The 16,317-nt window shown below is 39.4% G+C and carries 12 protein-coding genes and 1 pseudogene; 2 read left to right on the top strand and 11 right to left on the bottom strand.

Features of this window, described 5'->3' with window-relative positions:
* Nucleotides 1-115 precede the first annotated feature (115 nt).
* On the top strand, nt 116-2,623 hold the full coding sequence (locus QNH43_RS03105) for an NEW3 domain-containing protein (RefSeq protein WP_283916762.1): 2,508 nt from the start codon (nt 116-118) through the stop codon (nt 2,621-2,623).
* A gap of 106 nt (nt 2,624-2,729) precedes the next feature.
* Here the strand turns inward: QNH43_RS03105 and QNH43_RS03100 are convergent, their stop codons facing one another.
* The 10 genes and pseudogenes from QNH43_RS03100 to QNH43_RS27705 form a co-directional block, all read right to left on the bottom strand.
* Nucleotides 2,730-3,464 (bottom strand): amino acid ABC transporter ATP-binding protein, encoded by a 735-nt coding sequence (locus QNH43_RS03100; protein WP_283916761.1) that lies wholly within the window; start codon nt 3,462-3,464, stop codon nt 2,730-2,732.
* Nucleotides 3,461-4,105 (bottom strand): amino acid ABC transporter permease, encoded by a 645-nt coding sequence (locus tag QNH43_RS03095; RefSeq protein ID WP_076370951.1) that lies wholly within the window; start codon nt 4,103-4,105, stop codon nt 3,461-3,463. Before QNH43_RS03095 ends, QNH43_RS03100 begins: the two co-directional genes overlap by 4 nt.
* A gap of 63 nt (nt 4,106-4,168) precedes the next feature.
* Nucleotides 4,169-4,945 carry a transporter substrate-binding domain-containing protein gene (locus QNH43_RS03090; RefSeq protein WP_076370949.1) on the bottom strand — a complete coding sequence of 259 codons (777 nt, stop codon included), beginning with the start codon at nt 4,943-4,945 and terminating at the stop codon, nt 4,169-4,171.
* Between the two features lie 397 nt (nt 4,946-5,342).
* Entirely contained in the window at nt 5,343-6,659 is a 1,317-nt protein-coding gene (locus QNH43_RS03085) for an MATE family efflux transporter (protein WP_283916760.1), read from the bottom strand.
* Nucleotides 6,660-6,757: 98 nt separating this feature from the next.
* Complete coding sequence (gene nikE, locus QNH43_RS03080; protein ID WP_283916759.1) at nt 6,758-7,579, bottom strand: nickel import ATP-binding protein NikE; 822 nt, start codon at nt 7,577-7,579, stop codon at nt 6,758-6,760.
* Nucleotides 7,580-7,612: 33 nt separating this feature from the next.
* The gene (gene nikD, locus QNH43_RS03075; RefSeq protein WP_434060148.1) at nt 7,613-8,449 is read right to left on the bottom strand and encodes a nickel import ATP-binding protein NikD; all 837 of its coding nucleotides are present in this window, start codon (nt 8,447-8,449) and stop codon (nt 7,613-7,615) included.
* A gap of 9 nt (nt 8,450-8,458) precedes the next feature.
* Nucleotides 8,459-9,289 (bottom strand): nickel ABC transporter permease subunit NikC, encoded by an 831-nt coding sequence (nikC, locus tag QNH43_RS03070; RefSeq protein WP_283916757.1) that lies wholly within the window; start codon nt 9,287-9,289, stop codon nt 8,459-8,461.
* Nucleotides 9,286-10,230 (bottom strand): nickel ABC transporter permease subunit NikB, encoded by a 945-nt coding sequence (gene nikB, locus QNH43_RS03065; RefSeq protein ID WP_283916756.1) that lies wholly within the window; start codon nt 10,228-10,230, stop codon nt 9,286-9,288. Before nikB ends, nikC begins: the two co-directional genes overlap by 4 nt.
* Before the next feature lie 17 nt (nt 10,231-10,247).
* Nucleotides 10,248-11,873 (bottom strand): nickel ABC transporter substrate-binding protein, encoded by a 1,626-nt coding sequence (gene nikA / locus QNH43_RS03060; RefSeq protein ID WP_283916755.1) that lies wholly within the window; start codon nt 11,871-11,873, stop codon nt 10,248-10,250.
* Nucleotides 11,874-12,253: 380 nt separating this feature from the next.
* Nucleotides 12,254-12,694 (bottom strand): annotated as a pseudogene (locus QNH43_RS27705) (YjiH family protein); the annotation flags it as partial.
* A gap of 275 nt (nt 12,695-12,969) precedes the next feature.
* Here QNH43_RS27705 and QNH43_RS03055 point away from each other — a divergent pair.
* Nucleotides 12,970-14,022 carry a potassium channel family protein gene (locus QNH43_RS03055; protein WP_283916754.1) on the top strand — a complete coding sequence of 351 codons (1,053 nt, stop codon included), beginning with the start codon at nt 12,970-12,972 and terminating at the stop codon, nt 14,020-14,022.
* Between the two features lie 376 nt (nt 14,023-14,398).
* Here the strand turns inward: QNH43_RS03055 and QNH43_RS03050 are convergent, their stop codons facing one another.
* Nucleotides 14,399-15,904: a malate:quinone oxidoreductase gene (locus tag QNH43_RS03050; RefSeq protein ID WP_283916753.1), complete on the bottom strand. Its 1,506-nt coding sequence runs from the start codon at nt 15,902-15,904 to the stop codon at nt 14,399-14,401.
* Nucleotides 15,905-16,317: the final 413 nt, after the last annotated feature.

Here is a 16,317-nt window from a genome sequence, read left to right as displayed (position 1 = left end):
TTTATACCCATTAATGCTATTTATTAGATAAGTTTTTTCGTCTGGTTAGTTAGAAAATATTACTAACCTACATTTTTTTAGGAGTTTTATAAAAGTGAAGGGGGTTAAAAGAATAATGAAAAAAGCTTTGTTATCGTTGCTTTCCCTTTTGTTGGTTCTTGCATTATTGCCGCTTGGAGGTAGTGCTGCAAATCCTGAGGATACCAACGTTGAGTTATGGAATGCGGTTAAGCCGCTCGAGACGACCGTGACATTCTTGAACAGCGGTGCCCATCCGGATGATGAACGCAGTGACTTTCTCGCTTATCTATCGAGAGGATTAGGGGTTAAGACGTCCAGCCTGATTGCAAACCGTGGTGAAGGAGGACAAAATGAAATTGGGGATGAACTGGACAATGCTCTTGGAATCATCCGTTCAAGGGAAATGATAGAAGCTGCAAAAATCACCGGGGTTAAGGCCTATCATCTAAGTGAGACTACATCTGATCCCATTTATGATTTCGGCTTCTCTAAAACACCGGAGGAAACATTGGGAAAATGGGGAGAGGAACTCACCTATGAACGGCTAATCCGCTTTATTCGGACGTATCAGCCTGATATATTGATGCCATCCTTTCAAAATGATGATACCCAGCATGGACATCACAGAACAATGACAATCTTAAGTGAACGTGCCTTTAGGGATGCCGCCGACCCAACCGTGTTTCCACAACAATTGAAACAAGGTCTATCGGTATGGCAAGTGAAAAAGTTATATTTGCCCGTTTCCTCGGCAGATCAAGCAACCACTTCGATTGAAATCGGTAAATTTGACCCAATATACAATATGACTTACCCTCAGCTTGGAGAACAATCACGCTATCTGCATAAAAGCCAAGGCATGGGTTCTGATATCCCTGCAGCACCTCGCCAGATCCATCTGGATTTGAAGCAAAGCGCCGTTGATACAAAAAACCAGTCTGACCTTTTTGCAGGTGTACCTTACAATTTTACTGAATGGGCTGAAAAACTCCCTCGCCAAGCCTCAAAATTGAAAGGTGAATTTAAATACCTGCAACGGAATTTGGACGCCGTCATTGCGGCTTATCCTAATGAAAAACGTGTTTTTTCAGCATCCCAAAATGCGCTCTCCAATGTTCGTTCAATTACTGCGCAAGTCAAAAAGGCAAAGCTAAGCCCTTCCATTAAGAACGACTTGCTTCATAAGCTCTCATTAAAAGAAGAGCAATTGCAAAACGTCAGTTATGTCTCTTCAGGACTCGAAGTTCAAGCTAACACGGCTTCAAAGATCCTTACGAAAGGCCAAAGAACGAATGTAACCGTAACCGTGAAGAATAACGGGAAACAAACCTTGAAAAAAGTCACTGCTGCATTGAACGTGCCTAAAGGATGGAAGACCAAAACAAAATCCAAAGATGTCAATCTGGCACCAAATAAATCAGCGACAATGACCTACCTGGTTGAAGTCCCTGAAGATGCAGCCTATTACCATGCCTATGATCAATCAACCATTACAACGAGCATTTCTTATAGGTACGGCAGCACAAAAACGGCCATCAAGGAAGAATTGGATGGAACCATCGCTGTCCTTCCCGATGTTGGCCTTACCCTATCACCTGAAGATATCGTCGTAAATACAGCAGATGTAAAAGAACAAGTCCCAGTGACCGTAACCTTGAAAAACTACACAGAAGGAAAAACATCAGCTAGGGTCGCTTTAAAAGTCCCTGAAAATTGGGGAGTTCATCCGAAAAATGCCACTGTATCATTTAATGAAAAGTCAGAAGAAAAACAAGTAAAGTTCACCCTCAGACCACCAAAGGCAATTCAAAATGGTGAATATCAGATTAAGGCAGCTGCTACTGTCAATGGGAAAACCTTTGATTCTACCATTCAGGAAATTTCCTATGACCATATCGGAACATTCTATTACCAATACCCAGCAGCTATCAACACGGTTGCATTTGAGCTTTTAATGCCAGCTTCATTAAAAGTTGGGTACATTGAAAGTGGTTTCGATAAAGTGGCAGATTATTTGAGCAATGCAGGCCTGAACATTACGAAGTTAACGGCAGCTGATTTAGCTGAAGGTGATTTAAGTCAATATGATACGATCGTTACAGGCATCCGTGCTTATCTATCAAGGGAAGATTTAAAGGCAAATAACGCGCGCTTACTTGAATATGTGGAAAACGGCGGTCATCTCGTCGTTCAATACCATAAACCGGGTGATGGATGGGATGCCCTGAAGACAGCTCCATATCCCCTTACCCTCGGGAATCCTTCCATCCGCTGGCGGGTAACCGATGAAAAGGCCACGGTAAACGTCTCGAAACCAGAATCGGCTCTCTTTAACTATCCAAATAAAATAACAAGTGATGACTGGAGCAATTGGGTCCAAGAAAGAGGATTGTACTTCCCAATGGAATGGGATGAACGGTTTGAAACATTCATTTCCATGGCCGATCCAAATGAAGAACCATTTGATGGCGGAATCCTAATGGCTAAATACGGTAATGGCACCTACCTCTACACCAACCTTGTCCTATACAGGCAAATTCAAGGCCAGGTTCCAGGCGGATATCGAATCATGACGAACTTGATTAGTTACGGTGCCAAGTAAATAAGAAAAAACCTATGCATGTGGCGAATGCATAGGTTTTTTTGATGCTAGCCCGATGATATTAGTAAACAGGCCTGACTGATTCCCGCTCCTTACAGTCATCCCATTAAAGCACTTTGCTCAAGAATGCTTTCGTTCTTTCGTGCTGAGGGTTGCCGAATAATTCATTCGGCTCATTTTCTTCCACGATATACCCTCCATCCATGAATATGACCCGGTCCCCTACTTCCCGGGCAAAGCCCATTTCATGCGTAACGACAACCATTGTCATGCCTTCCTTGGCAAGTTGCTTCATTACCTCCAAAACATCGCCGACCATCTCAGGGTCAAGGGCCGAAGTCGGTTCATCAAATAGCATGATTTTCGGATTCATCGCTAATGCCCTTGCGATGGCGACCCGTTGTTTTTGTCCGCCGGAAAGTTCCCCTGGATAGCTATTTGCTTTTTCCTTAAGACCAACCTTATCCAATAACTCAAGCGCCAACCTTTCTGCTTCTGCTTTCTCGGTGGCACGAATTTTAATAGGGCCCAATGTTATGTTCTCAAGGACGGTTTTATGAGGGAATAGATTGAAATGTTGAAAGACCATTCCAACTTCTTGCCGGACTTTGTTAATATTGATTTTCCTTTTGGGATCGGTTATATCATGTCCATTAATGACCACCTCACCGCCCGTAATTTCCTCAAGGAGATTCAGGCAACGCAGGAATGTACTCTTTCCAGATCCAGAAGGGCCTATTACGCAAATTACTTCCTTTTCCTGCACTTCTGCATTAATATCTTTTAAAACCTCGACAGTTCCAAATGATTTTCTCAGTTTTTTTACAGTTATGATGCTCATCGAACTTGTACCCTCCTTTCTATGAAATTAGCAATTAGGGTTAACAAATAGATGATGATAAAGTAGATCACACCGACGGCCAGCCAAATCTTGAATGCTTCAAAGGTTGCCGAAGCTTGAATTTGACCTTGCTGGGTTAAATCGGCAATACCAATGACGGATAATAGCGAAGTGTCTTTCAAGCTGATGATCGATTGATTCGTAATGGTAGGGAGCATCCTTCTAAATGCTTGCGGCAGCACGACATACCTCATCGTTTGAGTACCCGTGAACCCGATGGATCTTGCCGCTTCCGTTTGTCCTTTATCGATGGATTGTATCCCCGCCCTTATTATTTCAGCAAAATATGCCCCCGCATTGATTGCAACGGTAATTATTCCAGCTGTTGTACTGTCCAAAGAAATCAAATTCAGTGAATTCACACCAAAATAGATAAAAAACAGCTGAACGATGAACGGTGTCCCTCGTATCGCATCCACATAAACCTTTGCAATCCAGTTCAAGATTTTGATGGGGGCAAGTCGCAGCAAAGCGACCAGTAAACCAATCAAAAAACCTAGGATAATGGCAATCACAAAGATATAAAGTGTCACCTGAAGTCCTTTTAATAAAATAGGCAATGCCGCAACAATTATATCCATATCTTTCACCCCTTGAAAAAGAAAGCGCGCCTTAAGCGCGCCTATTGAGCTTTAATCTATTGTTTATTCACCAAGATACGTTTTTATAATTTCATCATACGTGCCGTCTTTTTTAAGATTGGCAAGACCATCATTAATTTTCTTCAATAAATCCTTGTTTTGCCCTTTCAATACAGCAATTCCATATTGGTCACCATTCAAACGGTCACCTACGATTTTCAGCCCAAGATCTTTTTGGGCGATCGCATAGGAGATAACCGGGTAATCTTCTATAAGAGCATCTGCATTACCGTTGGCCACTTCCTGGAACATCGCTGGACTATCATTGAATTGGACAACTTTAATTCCTAGTTTCGTAGCATTATCCTGTGCATACTTAGCACCTGTTGTCCCTTTTTTGACTGCAATGGTTTTTCCTTTAAGATCTTTAACAGTTTTAGTGCTTGTATTATCTTTTTTAACAACTATTGTTAATCCAGCATCAAAATATGGTGTTGAGAAATCCACTACCTTTTTTCTTTCCTCTGTAATGCTCATGCCCGCAATGGCTACATCTAGCTGATTGGCTTGCATTGCCGGAATGATGCCGCCAAAATCCATCGGAGACAATTTGATTTTAAAATCCTGGTCTTTCGCAATTGCATTGATCAATTCTATATCAATACCTTTATATTCGTTCCCCTCTTTAAATTCAAAAGGAGGATAAGTCGTATCCACACCAACCTTATATACCTTTTCAGGTTCCTTTTCCTCACCTGCATTTTTTTCTTCATTGGTTCCACAAGCCGAGATAAAGATAGTTAGAATCAAAAACATACTCAGTAAACCAAGTTTCTTCATTCAAATCACTCCAATTCTTAGATTATACGTGATAATAAATAATTCTCCCTATAATATAGCATAAGAATAAAGTAATATAATATGAATTTTTAGAATATATATTATTTTCTTCAAATAATTTTTATGGATGTTTTTCCTAATATTGTTTCAGTGATGGAAAATAAAAAAGGATATGGAAACCTTCACTTTAAAAATAGCAGATCATGCCTTTAAAGTTGTTTTTATACCAGGTAAGTTTTGAAATCCTTAATAGGAGACACCCCTTTAAATCCATAAAGAAAAGCTGCCTTATAGACAGCTTCGATCTTAATTCATGCACCTATTGGATCAATAAGCCACCATTTTGCAACTTGTCTCTATGAAACATCGGATTATCTTTATATTTTAGGAAAGGCATTCACAATTCTTGTTTAACATGAAATATTTTCTTATTCAGTCTAGGGATATACATAACTAGAAAACAAGATCTACCCACACTAAAGACGATGAAGGCGAGCCATAAGCCATGATTGTCCCAGATGGGTGTTGCAGTGACTTGCACAATAATATACGCCATCAACGCGTAAATCATAGAGTTTCGAACCGGTACAATTTCAGTAGCTCCCGTGAAGACACCGTAAATGACGAGTCCGAAACAGGCTGTGAATGGGAAAATAATTAGCCAAGCTCCATATGTATTCGAAAGCTCGATTACTCTAGGTAAATTCGTGAAGAGTCCAATAATCTGTTCTTGAAATATTGCATAGGCACAAGCAATGAAGAAAGCGGATAGAATTGACCATTGCCAGGATAGGGTGAGCGTTTTTTTATATAATTTTTCATCATTTGAACCAATCGCTTTACCTACTAGTATGCTAGATGCATTCGCAAACCCATCAAAGAAATAAGCCATAATATAATGAATTTGAATCAATACCGCATTGGCAGCCAATAGTTCCGTGCCAAAAGTAGCTCCTTTTGCTGTAAACAAGTTAAAAACAGCTAATAAACAAATCGTTCGAATAAATAAATCCCGGTTAACGATAAACATCTTTTTCATGGAATGTGAATCTATAAGCGTTCCCACAGCTGGCATTTCCCATCGAATCGGTGATGCCTTCAATAAAAGGAGTAAGCCAATTAAGAAAGCTGTGATTTCTGCGATTAAAGTTGCCATAGCCACCCCTTTTACGGCCAAAGAAAAGACATGAACAAACATAATGGCAAGAACAATATTTAAAACATTCATGAACACTTGTAAAAATAAAGATACTTTAATCTTCGACATGCCCATCAACCAACCAAGAATGACATAATTCATTAAGGTGAAGGGCGCTCCCCAAATTCGAATTCGAAAATATTCCGCTGCAAATTTGCTAACATTGGAATCAGGTGCGATCAGTTTCAAAGCCGCATATTCAATCGGCCATTGCAGGAGGATAAAACAAAGACCTACAATGACGGCTAATAAAAAAGGGCGAAACAAGGCGAGTGCTCCTTGAGCTTGATCGTTTGCCCCATTAGCTTGAGCGGTAAACGCAGATGTGCTAACTCGTAAAAAACCGAATAACCAATATAAAGTATTAAAAATAACGCTACCTACTGCAACTCCCCCAATATACGCCGGATCTGGAAGCTGACCAACAACTGCCGTATCCACCGCCCCTAATAAAGGTGTTGTCATCGTTGAAATCGTTAAGGGAATGGCTAAAGTAAGGTATGTTCGATGATTCATCTTTTCCCTCCAATATGTTCTTCAGAAAAAATATAAACAAGAGCCTCGATTTTCAAGTTGAAATCGAGGCCTTCCAATCAATAAATATAAATTCTAGACTAGGTCTTGTTAATCCTCGTCGGAAGAGAACGAAAACGTGGATGCTCAGCAAGGATAGAACCTCTCATCTGTTTGACGACAGGATGTTCCGACGAAAAAAACTGATTCTTAGAATCGTAAAGCTCGATTAATTCTCCTTTTTCCAGTACACCCAAAGTATCCGCGATTGAATTGGCCGCTTTAATATCATGTGTAATAAAAAGATAAGATAAGCCGAAGTCTTTTTTTAACTCACTTAATAATTCTAAAATTAGTGTTTGATTAACCATATCCAGACTGCTTACGGATTCGTCTAAGACGATTAGCATTGGCTTAAGAGAAATTGCTCTAGCAATATTAATTCTTTGCAATTGTCCACCGCTAAATTGATGTGGGTATTTTTTTAAATCCTTCTCACTTAGACCGACTCTTTCCAATAGCTCAATAACGGTTCTTTTTTGTTCGGCTACTGTTAGTTTTTCATAGTTTTCTAATGGCTCGCCTATAATATGCTCGGCCGTCATTCGTGGATTGACAGATGAATGCGAATCTTGAAAGACAACTTGGAGATCCCGGCGTATTTTTTGTCGAATAAGCTTATCAGCAGTATAGATATCATGCCCTTGAAACAGAACCTGTCCTTGCTGTGGACGTTCTAAGCCAAGAATCACTTTTCCTAATGTGCTTTTTCCAGCTCCACTCGTCCCAAGCAGTCCTAGACATGTTCCTTCGTCAATAGAGAGGGAAATGTCAGTGAGTACTTTTTTAGAATCGTCTTTCCATTTAAAAAACTTATGAGAATTATAGCTATGAGACACTGCTTTTACTTGTAATAAACTCATTTGTTCCCCCCTCCAAAGAATGCAATCTATATATCACAACATATGGGCGATAGGTTCTTCAAGATTTAAGGTAAGTCGGGCATTTAGCAGTTTCTTTGTATACTCATGCTGCGGATTATCAAATAGTTCAAATACATTTGCAGCCTCTACAATTCTGCCATGTTGCATAACGACTACATCATCTGCCATTTCAGAAATGACTCCCAGATCATGAGAAATGAGTAAAATGGATGTTCCATATTCCGAACGAATTCTATCCAGGTGGCGAAGTACTTGTAATTGGTTATGAACATCGAGTGCAGTTGTCGGCTCATCAGCAATAATAACTGAAGGACGTAAACATGCAGCCATCGCAATCATCACGCGTTGAAGCATACCTCCACTCAATTGAAAAGGATAGCTTTTTAATAGTTTCGCGGGATCTGGCAGGTTTACATTTTGCATCGCATCGATGGCAAGCTCTTTTGCTTGTTGTTTATTCAATGAGGTATGAGACCTGATCGTTTCGATAAATTGATTGCCAATTGTAAAAACAGGCGTAAATGAATTCATCGGATTTTGCATAATAAAGGCAATATCCTTGCCACGGATTTTACGTATATCTTTATCGTCCAACCCATTCAATTCTCTTCCTTGGAGGGTAATGCTACCTTCAATCGTCGTTGTTTTCCGATCAAGAAGCTGTAGAATGGACATACTCGTAACGGTTTTGCCACACCCACTTTCCCCAACAAGACCTAGCACCTTCCCTTTTTTCAGTTCAAAATCAATATCCTTAACGAGAGTGGATGCACCATCTTTTGTTTGTATTTGTACATGTAGATCGCTCACTTTTAATACATTCGATCGTTCTGTTCTCAATCTTATCATTCCTTTATATTAACGACGTTTGACTCCAAAACGTTCTGATAGCGCTTCGCCTAATAAATTGAAGGTGACGACAACGAGCATAATCATCAAACCTGGATATAGCATCAATTCTGGATTCGTCCGGATATACGATTTCCCTTCATGAATCATTGCTCCCCATTCTGGTGTAGGGGGTTGCACACCTAAACCTAGAAACGACATGGCGGATATATCCATGATCGCCCAGCCCATCTCTAATGTACCCATAACAGCAAGCGGCGGGAGAACATTTGGAACAATATGTTTCTTTATTATCTTCCATTGAGAAGAACCGCTTATTTTAGCTGCAGCTATATAGTTTTGTTCTTTCAGGCTAAGTACCATTCCTCGGAAAATTCTCGCATAATATACCCATTGCACAAGCATCAATGCTAAGATGACTTGTTTAAGGCCAGGTCCCAATATACCAACAAGTCCAAGAATGAGCAAAAGATTCGGAAATGCCATAACACCATCACAAAGTCTCATTAGCACTTGGTCCACCCATCCACCTTTATAACCAGCAATGGTTCCAACAATCAAACCGATGCCTAAAGATGAAATAAAGATTAATGTGGCAAATCCTAACGAAATGCGAGCTCCATATAAGAGGCGTGATAACGTGCACCTTCCTAAATGATCGGTTCCCAATGGATACTCAAAAGAAGATGGCTGTAGTTTATTTGCTAAATTGACAGCAATAGGATCATTAGGTGCAAGCCAAGGGGCCAAGACCGTGATGATAAGTAGGAAGCTCAATATTATCGAACAAAGGACAATCACTTTCTGACTTTTCATCATAATGCGAAGACTTGTTATCATTGACGTTGCCCTCCTTTTCTGGAGATTCGCGGGTCAATGTACATTTGAATAAGGTCAACGATCAAGTTGCTAATGATGAATAGTCCCGCGGCTAAAAGCACATAGCATTGAATGACAGGAACATCCCGATTAAAAATAGCTTCAATAAAATAACGACCGAATCCTGGCCAGGAAAAGACCGCTTCGACAATAATGGTTCCAGTCAACAGCTTTCCTAAATTCATCCCTAATCCAGTAATCATAGGGGATATGGCTATTCTCAATACATGTTTTCCCATAATGACTTTTTCATGAATCCCTCTTGTGCGAGCAAAAAGGATATAAGGCTCCTGTAAATTTTCAAGAACACTGGCACGTAACAATCGAGTATACAAGGCTATTAATGGCATAGCTAAAGTAACGGAAGGGAGAACCAGATGTTGCCAAGTCCCGATTCCTTCGACAGGAAATAGGTCGAGTTTAACAGAAAAGAAAAAAATCAATAAATAACCAAGCCAAAAAGAGGGGATGGATGCCCCGAAAAAAGAAAGAAGCCGACTAAAATGGTCAATACCACTGTTTTTCTTTATGCCTGCCAAAAATCCAAGAGGGACACTGACCAGGATAGCTAATATGATGCTACCTAAAGCTAACTGAATGGTCGCTGGCATTCGATAGGTAACCTCGTCCCAAACAGGTTTATTCGAAACATAAGATATGCCAAAATCAAATTGGCATATCTTAATAATAGAATTTACATATTGAACATGGAGGGGTTGATCTAAGCCAAACTCATGTCTTTTCTGAGCCAATATCTCATCTGTAGATTGGATATGTGCTGCAGATAAATATGCCTCAGCTGGGTCCACTGGTGAAAGGTGAATCATTCCAAACGTAAGAAGAGTGGCCAAGAGAAAGATGGGAATAATGGCCATAATTCGTTTTAAGATATAAGTGCCCATGAAAACCCTCCTGTAACTTACTTCTCGATGCTAATTCCTGTGAATGGATGTTCATCCCGGTTAGCAGGGAATGTAAAATTAGATACATCTTTTTGGTAAACAGCTATTTTCTTAATATAAGAAATAGGCACAATCGCTCCTTGGTCTTGCAATGATTCCAAAATAGTTGAGTAAAGTTCTTGACGTTCCTTTTCATCTGTTGTTCGAGGAACATCTGCAATTTGTTTTAACAACTCATCTCTGTTCGGATAAGATGAAATGGCTTCGTTAAAACCAAATCCTTCTGAACCAACGACATTTACGAAAGTATGTGGATCATATGGAGCGCCATAGTTACTAAAGAAATTCAATTCAAAATCATTAGCTTTGAATCTTTCAATTTGTACCGTAAGCTCAACTCCAACGATATTCAATTTAACACCTAGTGCCGCCCACTCAGATTGTAATGTTTCAGCCATTGCTTTTTGGATCGATTCTGCAGAGTCGTACATTAACTCGATTTCAAGCGGTTTTCCGTCTTTTTCACGAACGGTTTTTCCTTTTGGCAGCTTCCATCCTGCGTCATCTAATAAAGCTTTTGCTTTTTCAACATCATAATCAATCTGTTTTACATCAATGTCTGAAGTATAAGGGAAGTTTGTCGGTAAAATGAAATCTGCCTTCTCTTCCAACCCAGAAGTAACTCCGTCAACCATTGCTTTTTTATTAAATCCATATTGTAATGCTTGACGAACACGTAAATCTGAAAGCTGTTCTTTCTTCGTATTCATGACTAGCTGTCTTGTCGCAACCGGATCAGAAATACTAGTCTGATAGTTACCTGTTGTTTCTAATTGTTTGAAAGCATCCAGACTGATAGCACCTTCACCATAAATTAGGTCCAGGTCACCTTTTTCAAAAGCAAGAACACGGGTTTCCGCATCAGGAATGATCTTGACTTTGATTTTCTTAACTTTAGGGAGTTCACCCCAATAATTTTCATTGCGTTTGAAAATAGCATATTCATCTGCTTTATATTCTTCCAAAACCCATGGCCCTGTACCGACTGGTTTTGTAACACCTTTAGAAGTGTCACCATCTTTAGGGAATCCAGCATCACCTAAGAATCGGACTGGACGAACAACGGCTAACTCTTGAATAGTAGGATAATATGGCTCCTTTAATGTTAGTTTAAATGTGTTTTGGTCAATTACTTCCGTTTGATCCACTTTCGTAATAAAGCCCAACCAACTATGTAAATCAACATTTTTCAATATAGTATCAAAGTTCTTTTTCACAATTTCAGCATTAAAGCTTGTACCGTCAGAAAATTTCACATCTTGACGGAGGTTGAACGTATATTCCTTCCCATCCTTGGAAATTTCCCAAGATTCAGCTAAATGCGGTTTCAGCTTCCCTCCATCTTGGTAGCTGACCAAAGGTTCATATATCATTGATGTAGCGAATAATTGAGAAGGATTATAGACATGCGGATTCATTTCACCTATATCCCTCGGCCAAGCCATAGTAAGCATGTCTTTACTGTCTTTATTTGAAGTTGAATTTTCTTTTGATTCATTTGTACATCCAAGTAAAAGCGTTGATAGAATTAAAACGATTGCCGATATGAATAACACGTTTTTGCTGTTTCTTCGTTTTGACATAACCATTGGTGCCTCCTGTACCATATTGAGAATTATTTTCAATTGTAATGAGTAACTATATTATTGTCAATATAATGTCGAAACTCTCGAAAGATATTAATATGTTTTGTAAGAAACATATTAATATCCTTTTCTGTGATGATGCTGCTCCAATAATTTATACTACGTCCCAACAAGCCTTCAAATGTCCCGTGCACCCGTACGTCCTACCCTGGCTGCTGATATATTAAAAAGGCCAACCAGTAATTTTTACTGGTCGACCTTATAAATACGAACGCACCTGTTCGACCTGTGAATCGAATTAAGATTCGTTGATTTGTACTAAAGCAGCAATATTGCGATAGTGCAGTAATAATTAACGTGATGAGCGTCCGTTCAAACTAGATTACTATCAACTTCATAATGCTGATTGGGATTTCGGTTGATAGGATACAAGGTATCGTCGTTGAAAAGAACAATATGGATGATACAGATACCACGGCTATAATGAACTTAGTTACCAGAGGTGCATCAACTACGAGAAGCGCCCGCAGGAACATTTCTGCAATTCCTATAGCTGAAGCTTTGGCAGCCAAAATGGTTCAGGTATTTGCAATGCCCAAGTAAATGGTTAAAAAAGATAGCCAAGTAAATTAAATACTGGAGTATACTCCGCCAAGATTTACCGAATTGTTTGCTCCCACCATCGCGCTGTTCCAGACATTTTTGTAAAGTCCTTCTTTGATAACTTCTTCTGGATCGGCATTATCCGAATAATAATCGTCGCTCATTTTATTTAATGGCCAAATACGTACGGTAATGGCAGTGACAAGATCCGTTATCCCAAAAATTTAGTAGCAGAATGTGTGATCTGGTACAAAAAACTTAAACTGATTGTGTAGTCTATTAAACTTGGGCTGATGAAACTCAATGGAACTCTCAACGATCCTGCCCCTTTTTATGCATAAGAGATTTTTAAATAACTAAGCTCTCTTTATGCTTCTTGCTCCCTGCTTGGGTAAAAAATAGTTTTTACACTTACGTTTAATTAACTGTTAAATTGGGGAAATATAAATTTAATCGATGATGACTTGAAAACTAGGATGGGTATGATGAGATGAGGATTACGGTAAAAAAAATAATATATTACCTGATTAAATTAAGAGGTAGAATCTTTATACCATTTGCCATTTTATACATATTAGTTGCTGCGTATGTTGCTTATTCTATAGAGCCACAGACGTTCGAATCATATTTAACCTCAGTTTACTGGGTTCTTACAACGCTTGCTACGGTTGGTTTTGGAGACTATGCACCGGTCACCGGCCTTGGAAAAGCATTTACCATTGGCCTTTATATCACGGGTATTGGGCTTGTTAGTCTTTTCATTGGAAAAATCATTAAATCTGTATATCTTATCGAAAAACGTAAAGTTGGTGGAAAAATGAAATATACAGGTAAAAATCATATCATTTTGATTGGATGGAGTGATAAGTCAAAATCAGCACTCCAAGAAATTTTCAAATCTGATGAAACCATTGATATTGTAATCATTGATAACTTGGAAAAAGCTCCAATGATGGAGGAGCGTCTGTTTTATGTTCGCGGGGATGCTACCGATGAAGAAACATTACTCCGTGCAAATCTGCCTAGAGCAAAAGGCGTTATCATTTTTGCTGACCAAATAACGCAAGATAATTATGCTACAAAAGATCCGTTACTCGTCGATGGAAAGACATTATTAGTTGCCACTGCCATAACGGCCATTGAGGAAAAAACGAGTACGTCCATTCATGTCACCGCTGAAGTGATCAATCAAAAGCATATCCGTTTATTCGAGCGTGTAAAGGTGGATGAGTTTATTCCTACACAAGAAATGATCTCCCACGCTGCAGTACGATCATTATTTTCTCATGGAGTCATCCATATGTATTCTGAACTCATGAGTACAAAGTATGAAGAAACCATGTATGAGATTTCTAAACAAGCTGAATGGCGAACCTATCGTGATGCGTTCATAGACCTTCTTAATAAAGGAGCCACGCTGGTAGCAGATCGTGGTGATCTTAACATAAACCAAAAATTAGATGAACGAATTCCTGACGATGCACAGCTTTTCGTCATTTGCGATAAAGAGACCATTTCCCAAATAAATTCAGATGTACATTAGAAGCGCTTGTACAATTTGGACGTCGATTGGAACGAAGGGCACTCGCTTTCCGCGGGCGGTCTGGGAGCCTCCTCAGCTTGCGCCTGCGGGGTCTCCCCTAGACGCGCTTTTCCCGCAAGAGTCTCGAACACCCGCTCCAATCAACTTAGTTTTAACTTTTAGATAGAACCCTTTTGTCTACAAACTGAGGGATGCAATTATAGCCTCCCAAAAGATTTCGCATAAAAAATGTAGACAAACTCAATTTTCATCGAGTTTATCTACAAGTAAGCATCCTTAATTGAATAAGGCTTCAAGACAAAAAAAGAACCTTCAATCAAAGATAGATTAAAGGTTCTTTTGTTTTTAATTTCAATGTCGCTTCCATATCCAAAAATTAACTATAAACTAGCTCTTTTTTTTTGCTCAGACCAAGCGTCTCTGAAGTTGAAGTTTGAATTTCGTGCAGAAGCTCTGGATTTTCCATTAGTGACTCTCCATAAGAAGGAATCATTTCTTTAATTTTTGGTTCCCATTCTTTCATACGTTGCGGGAAGCATTTATTAATTACCTCAAGCATAACGTGAACAGCAGTAGAAGCACCTGGAGATGCACCTAGCAGTGCTGCAATCGAGCCATCGGATGCACTGACAACTTCCGTACCAAATTGAAGTGTACCTTTGCCGCCTTCTGCAGTATCTTTGATAACTTGTACACGTTGGCCAGCTACTACTAAATCCCAATCCTCACTCTTAGCGTTCGGGATGAACTCTCGTAACTCTTCCATGCGCTGTTCTTTCGATAACATAACCTGCTGGATCAGGTACTTTGTCAATGGCATCTCTTTTGCGCCTGCCGCCAACATAGTTAAAACATTATTCGGTTTTACGGAAGTTATTAAATCGAACATTGAACCTGTTTTCAGGAACTTCGGTGAGAAGCCCGCAAATGGTCCAAATAGCAACGATTTTTTATTGTCGATAAAACGTGTATCAAGATGCGGAACAGACATTGGTGGAGCACCAACTTTAGCTTTTCCGTATACTTTTCCATGATGCTGCTCAACAACTTCAGGATTATTACATACCATGAAGTATCCGCTTACTGGGAATCCGCCAATATGTTTCCCTTCAGGAATACCGGATTTTTGCAGCAAATGCAAGCTTCCGCCCCCGCCTCCGATAAAGACGAATTTAGCATTATGGCGTTCTACGCTACCAGTATCGACATTACGCACTTTTAATTCCCATAAGCCATCGCTGGCACGTTTAACATTATCAACACTATGTTTATATTTGATATCGACGTTTTTAGTCTTTAGATGGTCAAACAACATGCGTGTTAAAGCACCAAAGTTAACGTCTGTACCGTAATCAATTTTTGTTGCCGCTATAGAATCATTCGATGGACGGTCTTGCATAATAAGTGGAATCCATTCCATCAGTTTTGCTGGGTCATCGGAATACTCCATACCTTGGAACAGAGGATTTTTTGACAGCGCTTCAAAACGTTTCTTTAAGAACGCTACATTATTATCCCCTTGTACCATACTCATATGAGGCAATGGCATGATAAAGTCTTGCGGATTATCAATCAGCTTACAGTTTACAAGATACGACCAAAACTGCAATGAAACTTGGAACTGTTCATTAATTTTAATTGCTTTGCTAATATCTATAGATCCGTCAGATTTCTCGGATGTATAGTTAAGCTCGCACAGTGCAGAATGTCCCGTACCCGCATTATTCCATTCGTTAGAGCTTTCTTCTCCTGCGTTTGCAAGCTTCTCAAATACTTTGATTTCCCATTCCGGTGCTAACTCTTTCAGTAATGATCCCAAAGTCGCGCTCATGACTCCGCCGCCAATTAAGATAACGTCTGTTTGTTTCTGTATGTTGCTCATTATAACCTTCCTTATCCCCTATATTTGCAAAAAAGATGTAGGCGCTCCTGCTTAGGTGTCACAAAAAGCCAGGCACGAACTAGGAACACACCTTTTCTGTCTCCTTATAACTATATCATAATCTATTATTATTATTTCATAGATTAAAATATTCTACTATTACTTTTTTTGTTAAAAATTTGATTTTGTGAAGAAATTAGCTTAATCTTGTCCGCCATGATAGTCGAAGAAAAAGATTTCTTCAGCCGTTCCCCCTTATTGAAGGAAGAAACTGTTAGTGAAATAATATTGACACATCAAAAAAAGTGACGAAAATACACATTTATTGACAAAATCGGAAGTGAAATTAGAAGTTTCTGTAACCATTTCCCGAAAAAATAAGGACATTCCTGAAATTGCTAAACCACTACCTT

The sequence above is a fragment of the Peribacillus simplex genome, from assembly GCF_030123325.1.
GTDB lineage: Bacteria > Bacillota > Bacilli > Bacillales > DSM-1321 > Peribacillus > Peribacillus simplex_D.
The sequence above is the reverse complement of the archived record's forward strand: the minus strand, read 5'-3'. Positions and strand labels throughout refer to the sequence as shown.

Coding starts and splice junctions, on each gene's coding strand:
- QNH43_RS03105 (WP_283916762.1), top strand. CDS start 116: ATGAAAAAAGCTTTGTTATCGTTGCTTTCCCTTTTGTTGGTTCTTGCA.
- QNH43_RS03100 (WP_283916761.1), bottom strand. CDS start 3,464: ATGAGCATCATAACTGTAAAAAAACTGAGAAAATCATTTGGAACTGTC.
- QNH43_RS03095 (WP_076370951.1), bottom strand. CDS start 4,105: ATGGATATAATTGTTGCGGCATTGCCTATTTTATTAAAAGGACTTCAG.
- QNH43_RS03090 (WP_076370949.1), bottom strand. CDS start 4,945: ATGAAGAAACTTGGTTTACTGAGTATGTTTTTGATTCTAACTATCTTT.
- QNH43_RS03085 (WP_283916760.1), bottom strand. CDS start 6,659: ATGAATCATCGAACATACCTTACTTTAGCCATTCCCTTAACGATTTCA.
- nikE (WP_283916759.1), bottom strand. CDS start 7,579: ATGAGTTTATTACAAGTAAAAGCAGTGTCTCATAGCTATAATTCTCAT.
- nikD (WP_434060148.1), bottom strand. CDS start 8,449: ATGATAAGATTGAGAACAGAACGATCGAATGTATTAAAAGTGAGCGAT.
- nikC (WP_283916757.1), bottom strand. CDS start 9,289: ATGATAACAAGTCTTCGCATTATGATGAAAAGTCAGAAAGTGATTGTC.
- nikB (WP_283916756.1), bottom strand. CDS start 10,230: ATGGGCACTTATATCTTAAAACGAATTATGGCCATTATTCCCATCTTT.
- nikA (WP_283916755.1), bottom strand. CDS start 11,873: ATGTCAAAACGAAGAAACAGCAAAAACGTGTTATTCATATCGGCAATC.
- QNH43_RS03055 (WP_283916754.1), top strand. CDS start 12,970: ATGAGGATTACGGTAAAAAAAATAATATATTACCTGATTAAATTAAGA.
- QNH43_RS03050 (WP_283916753.1), bottom strand. CDS start 15,904: ATGAGCAACATACAGAAACAAACAGACGTTATCTTAATTGGCGGCGGA.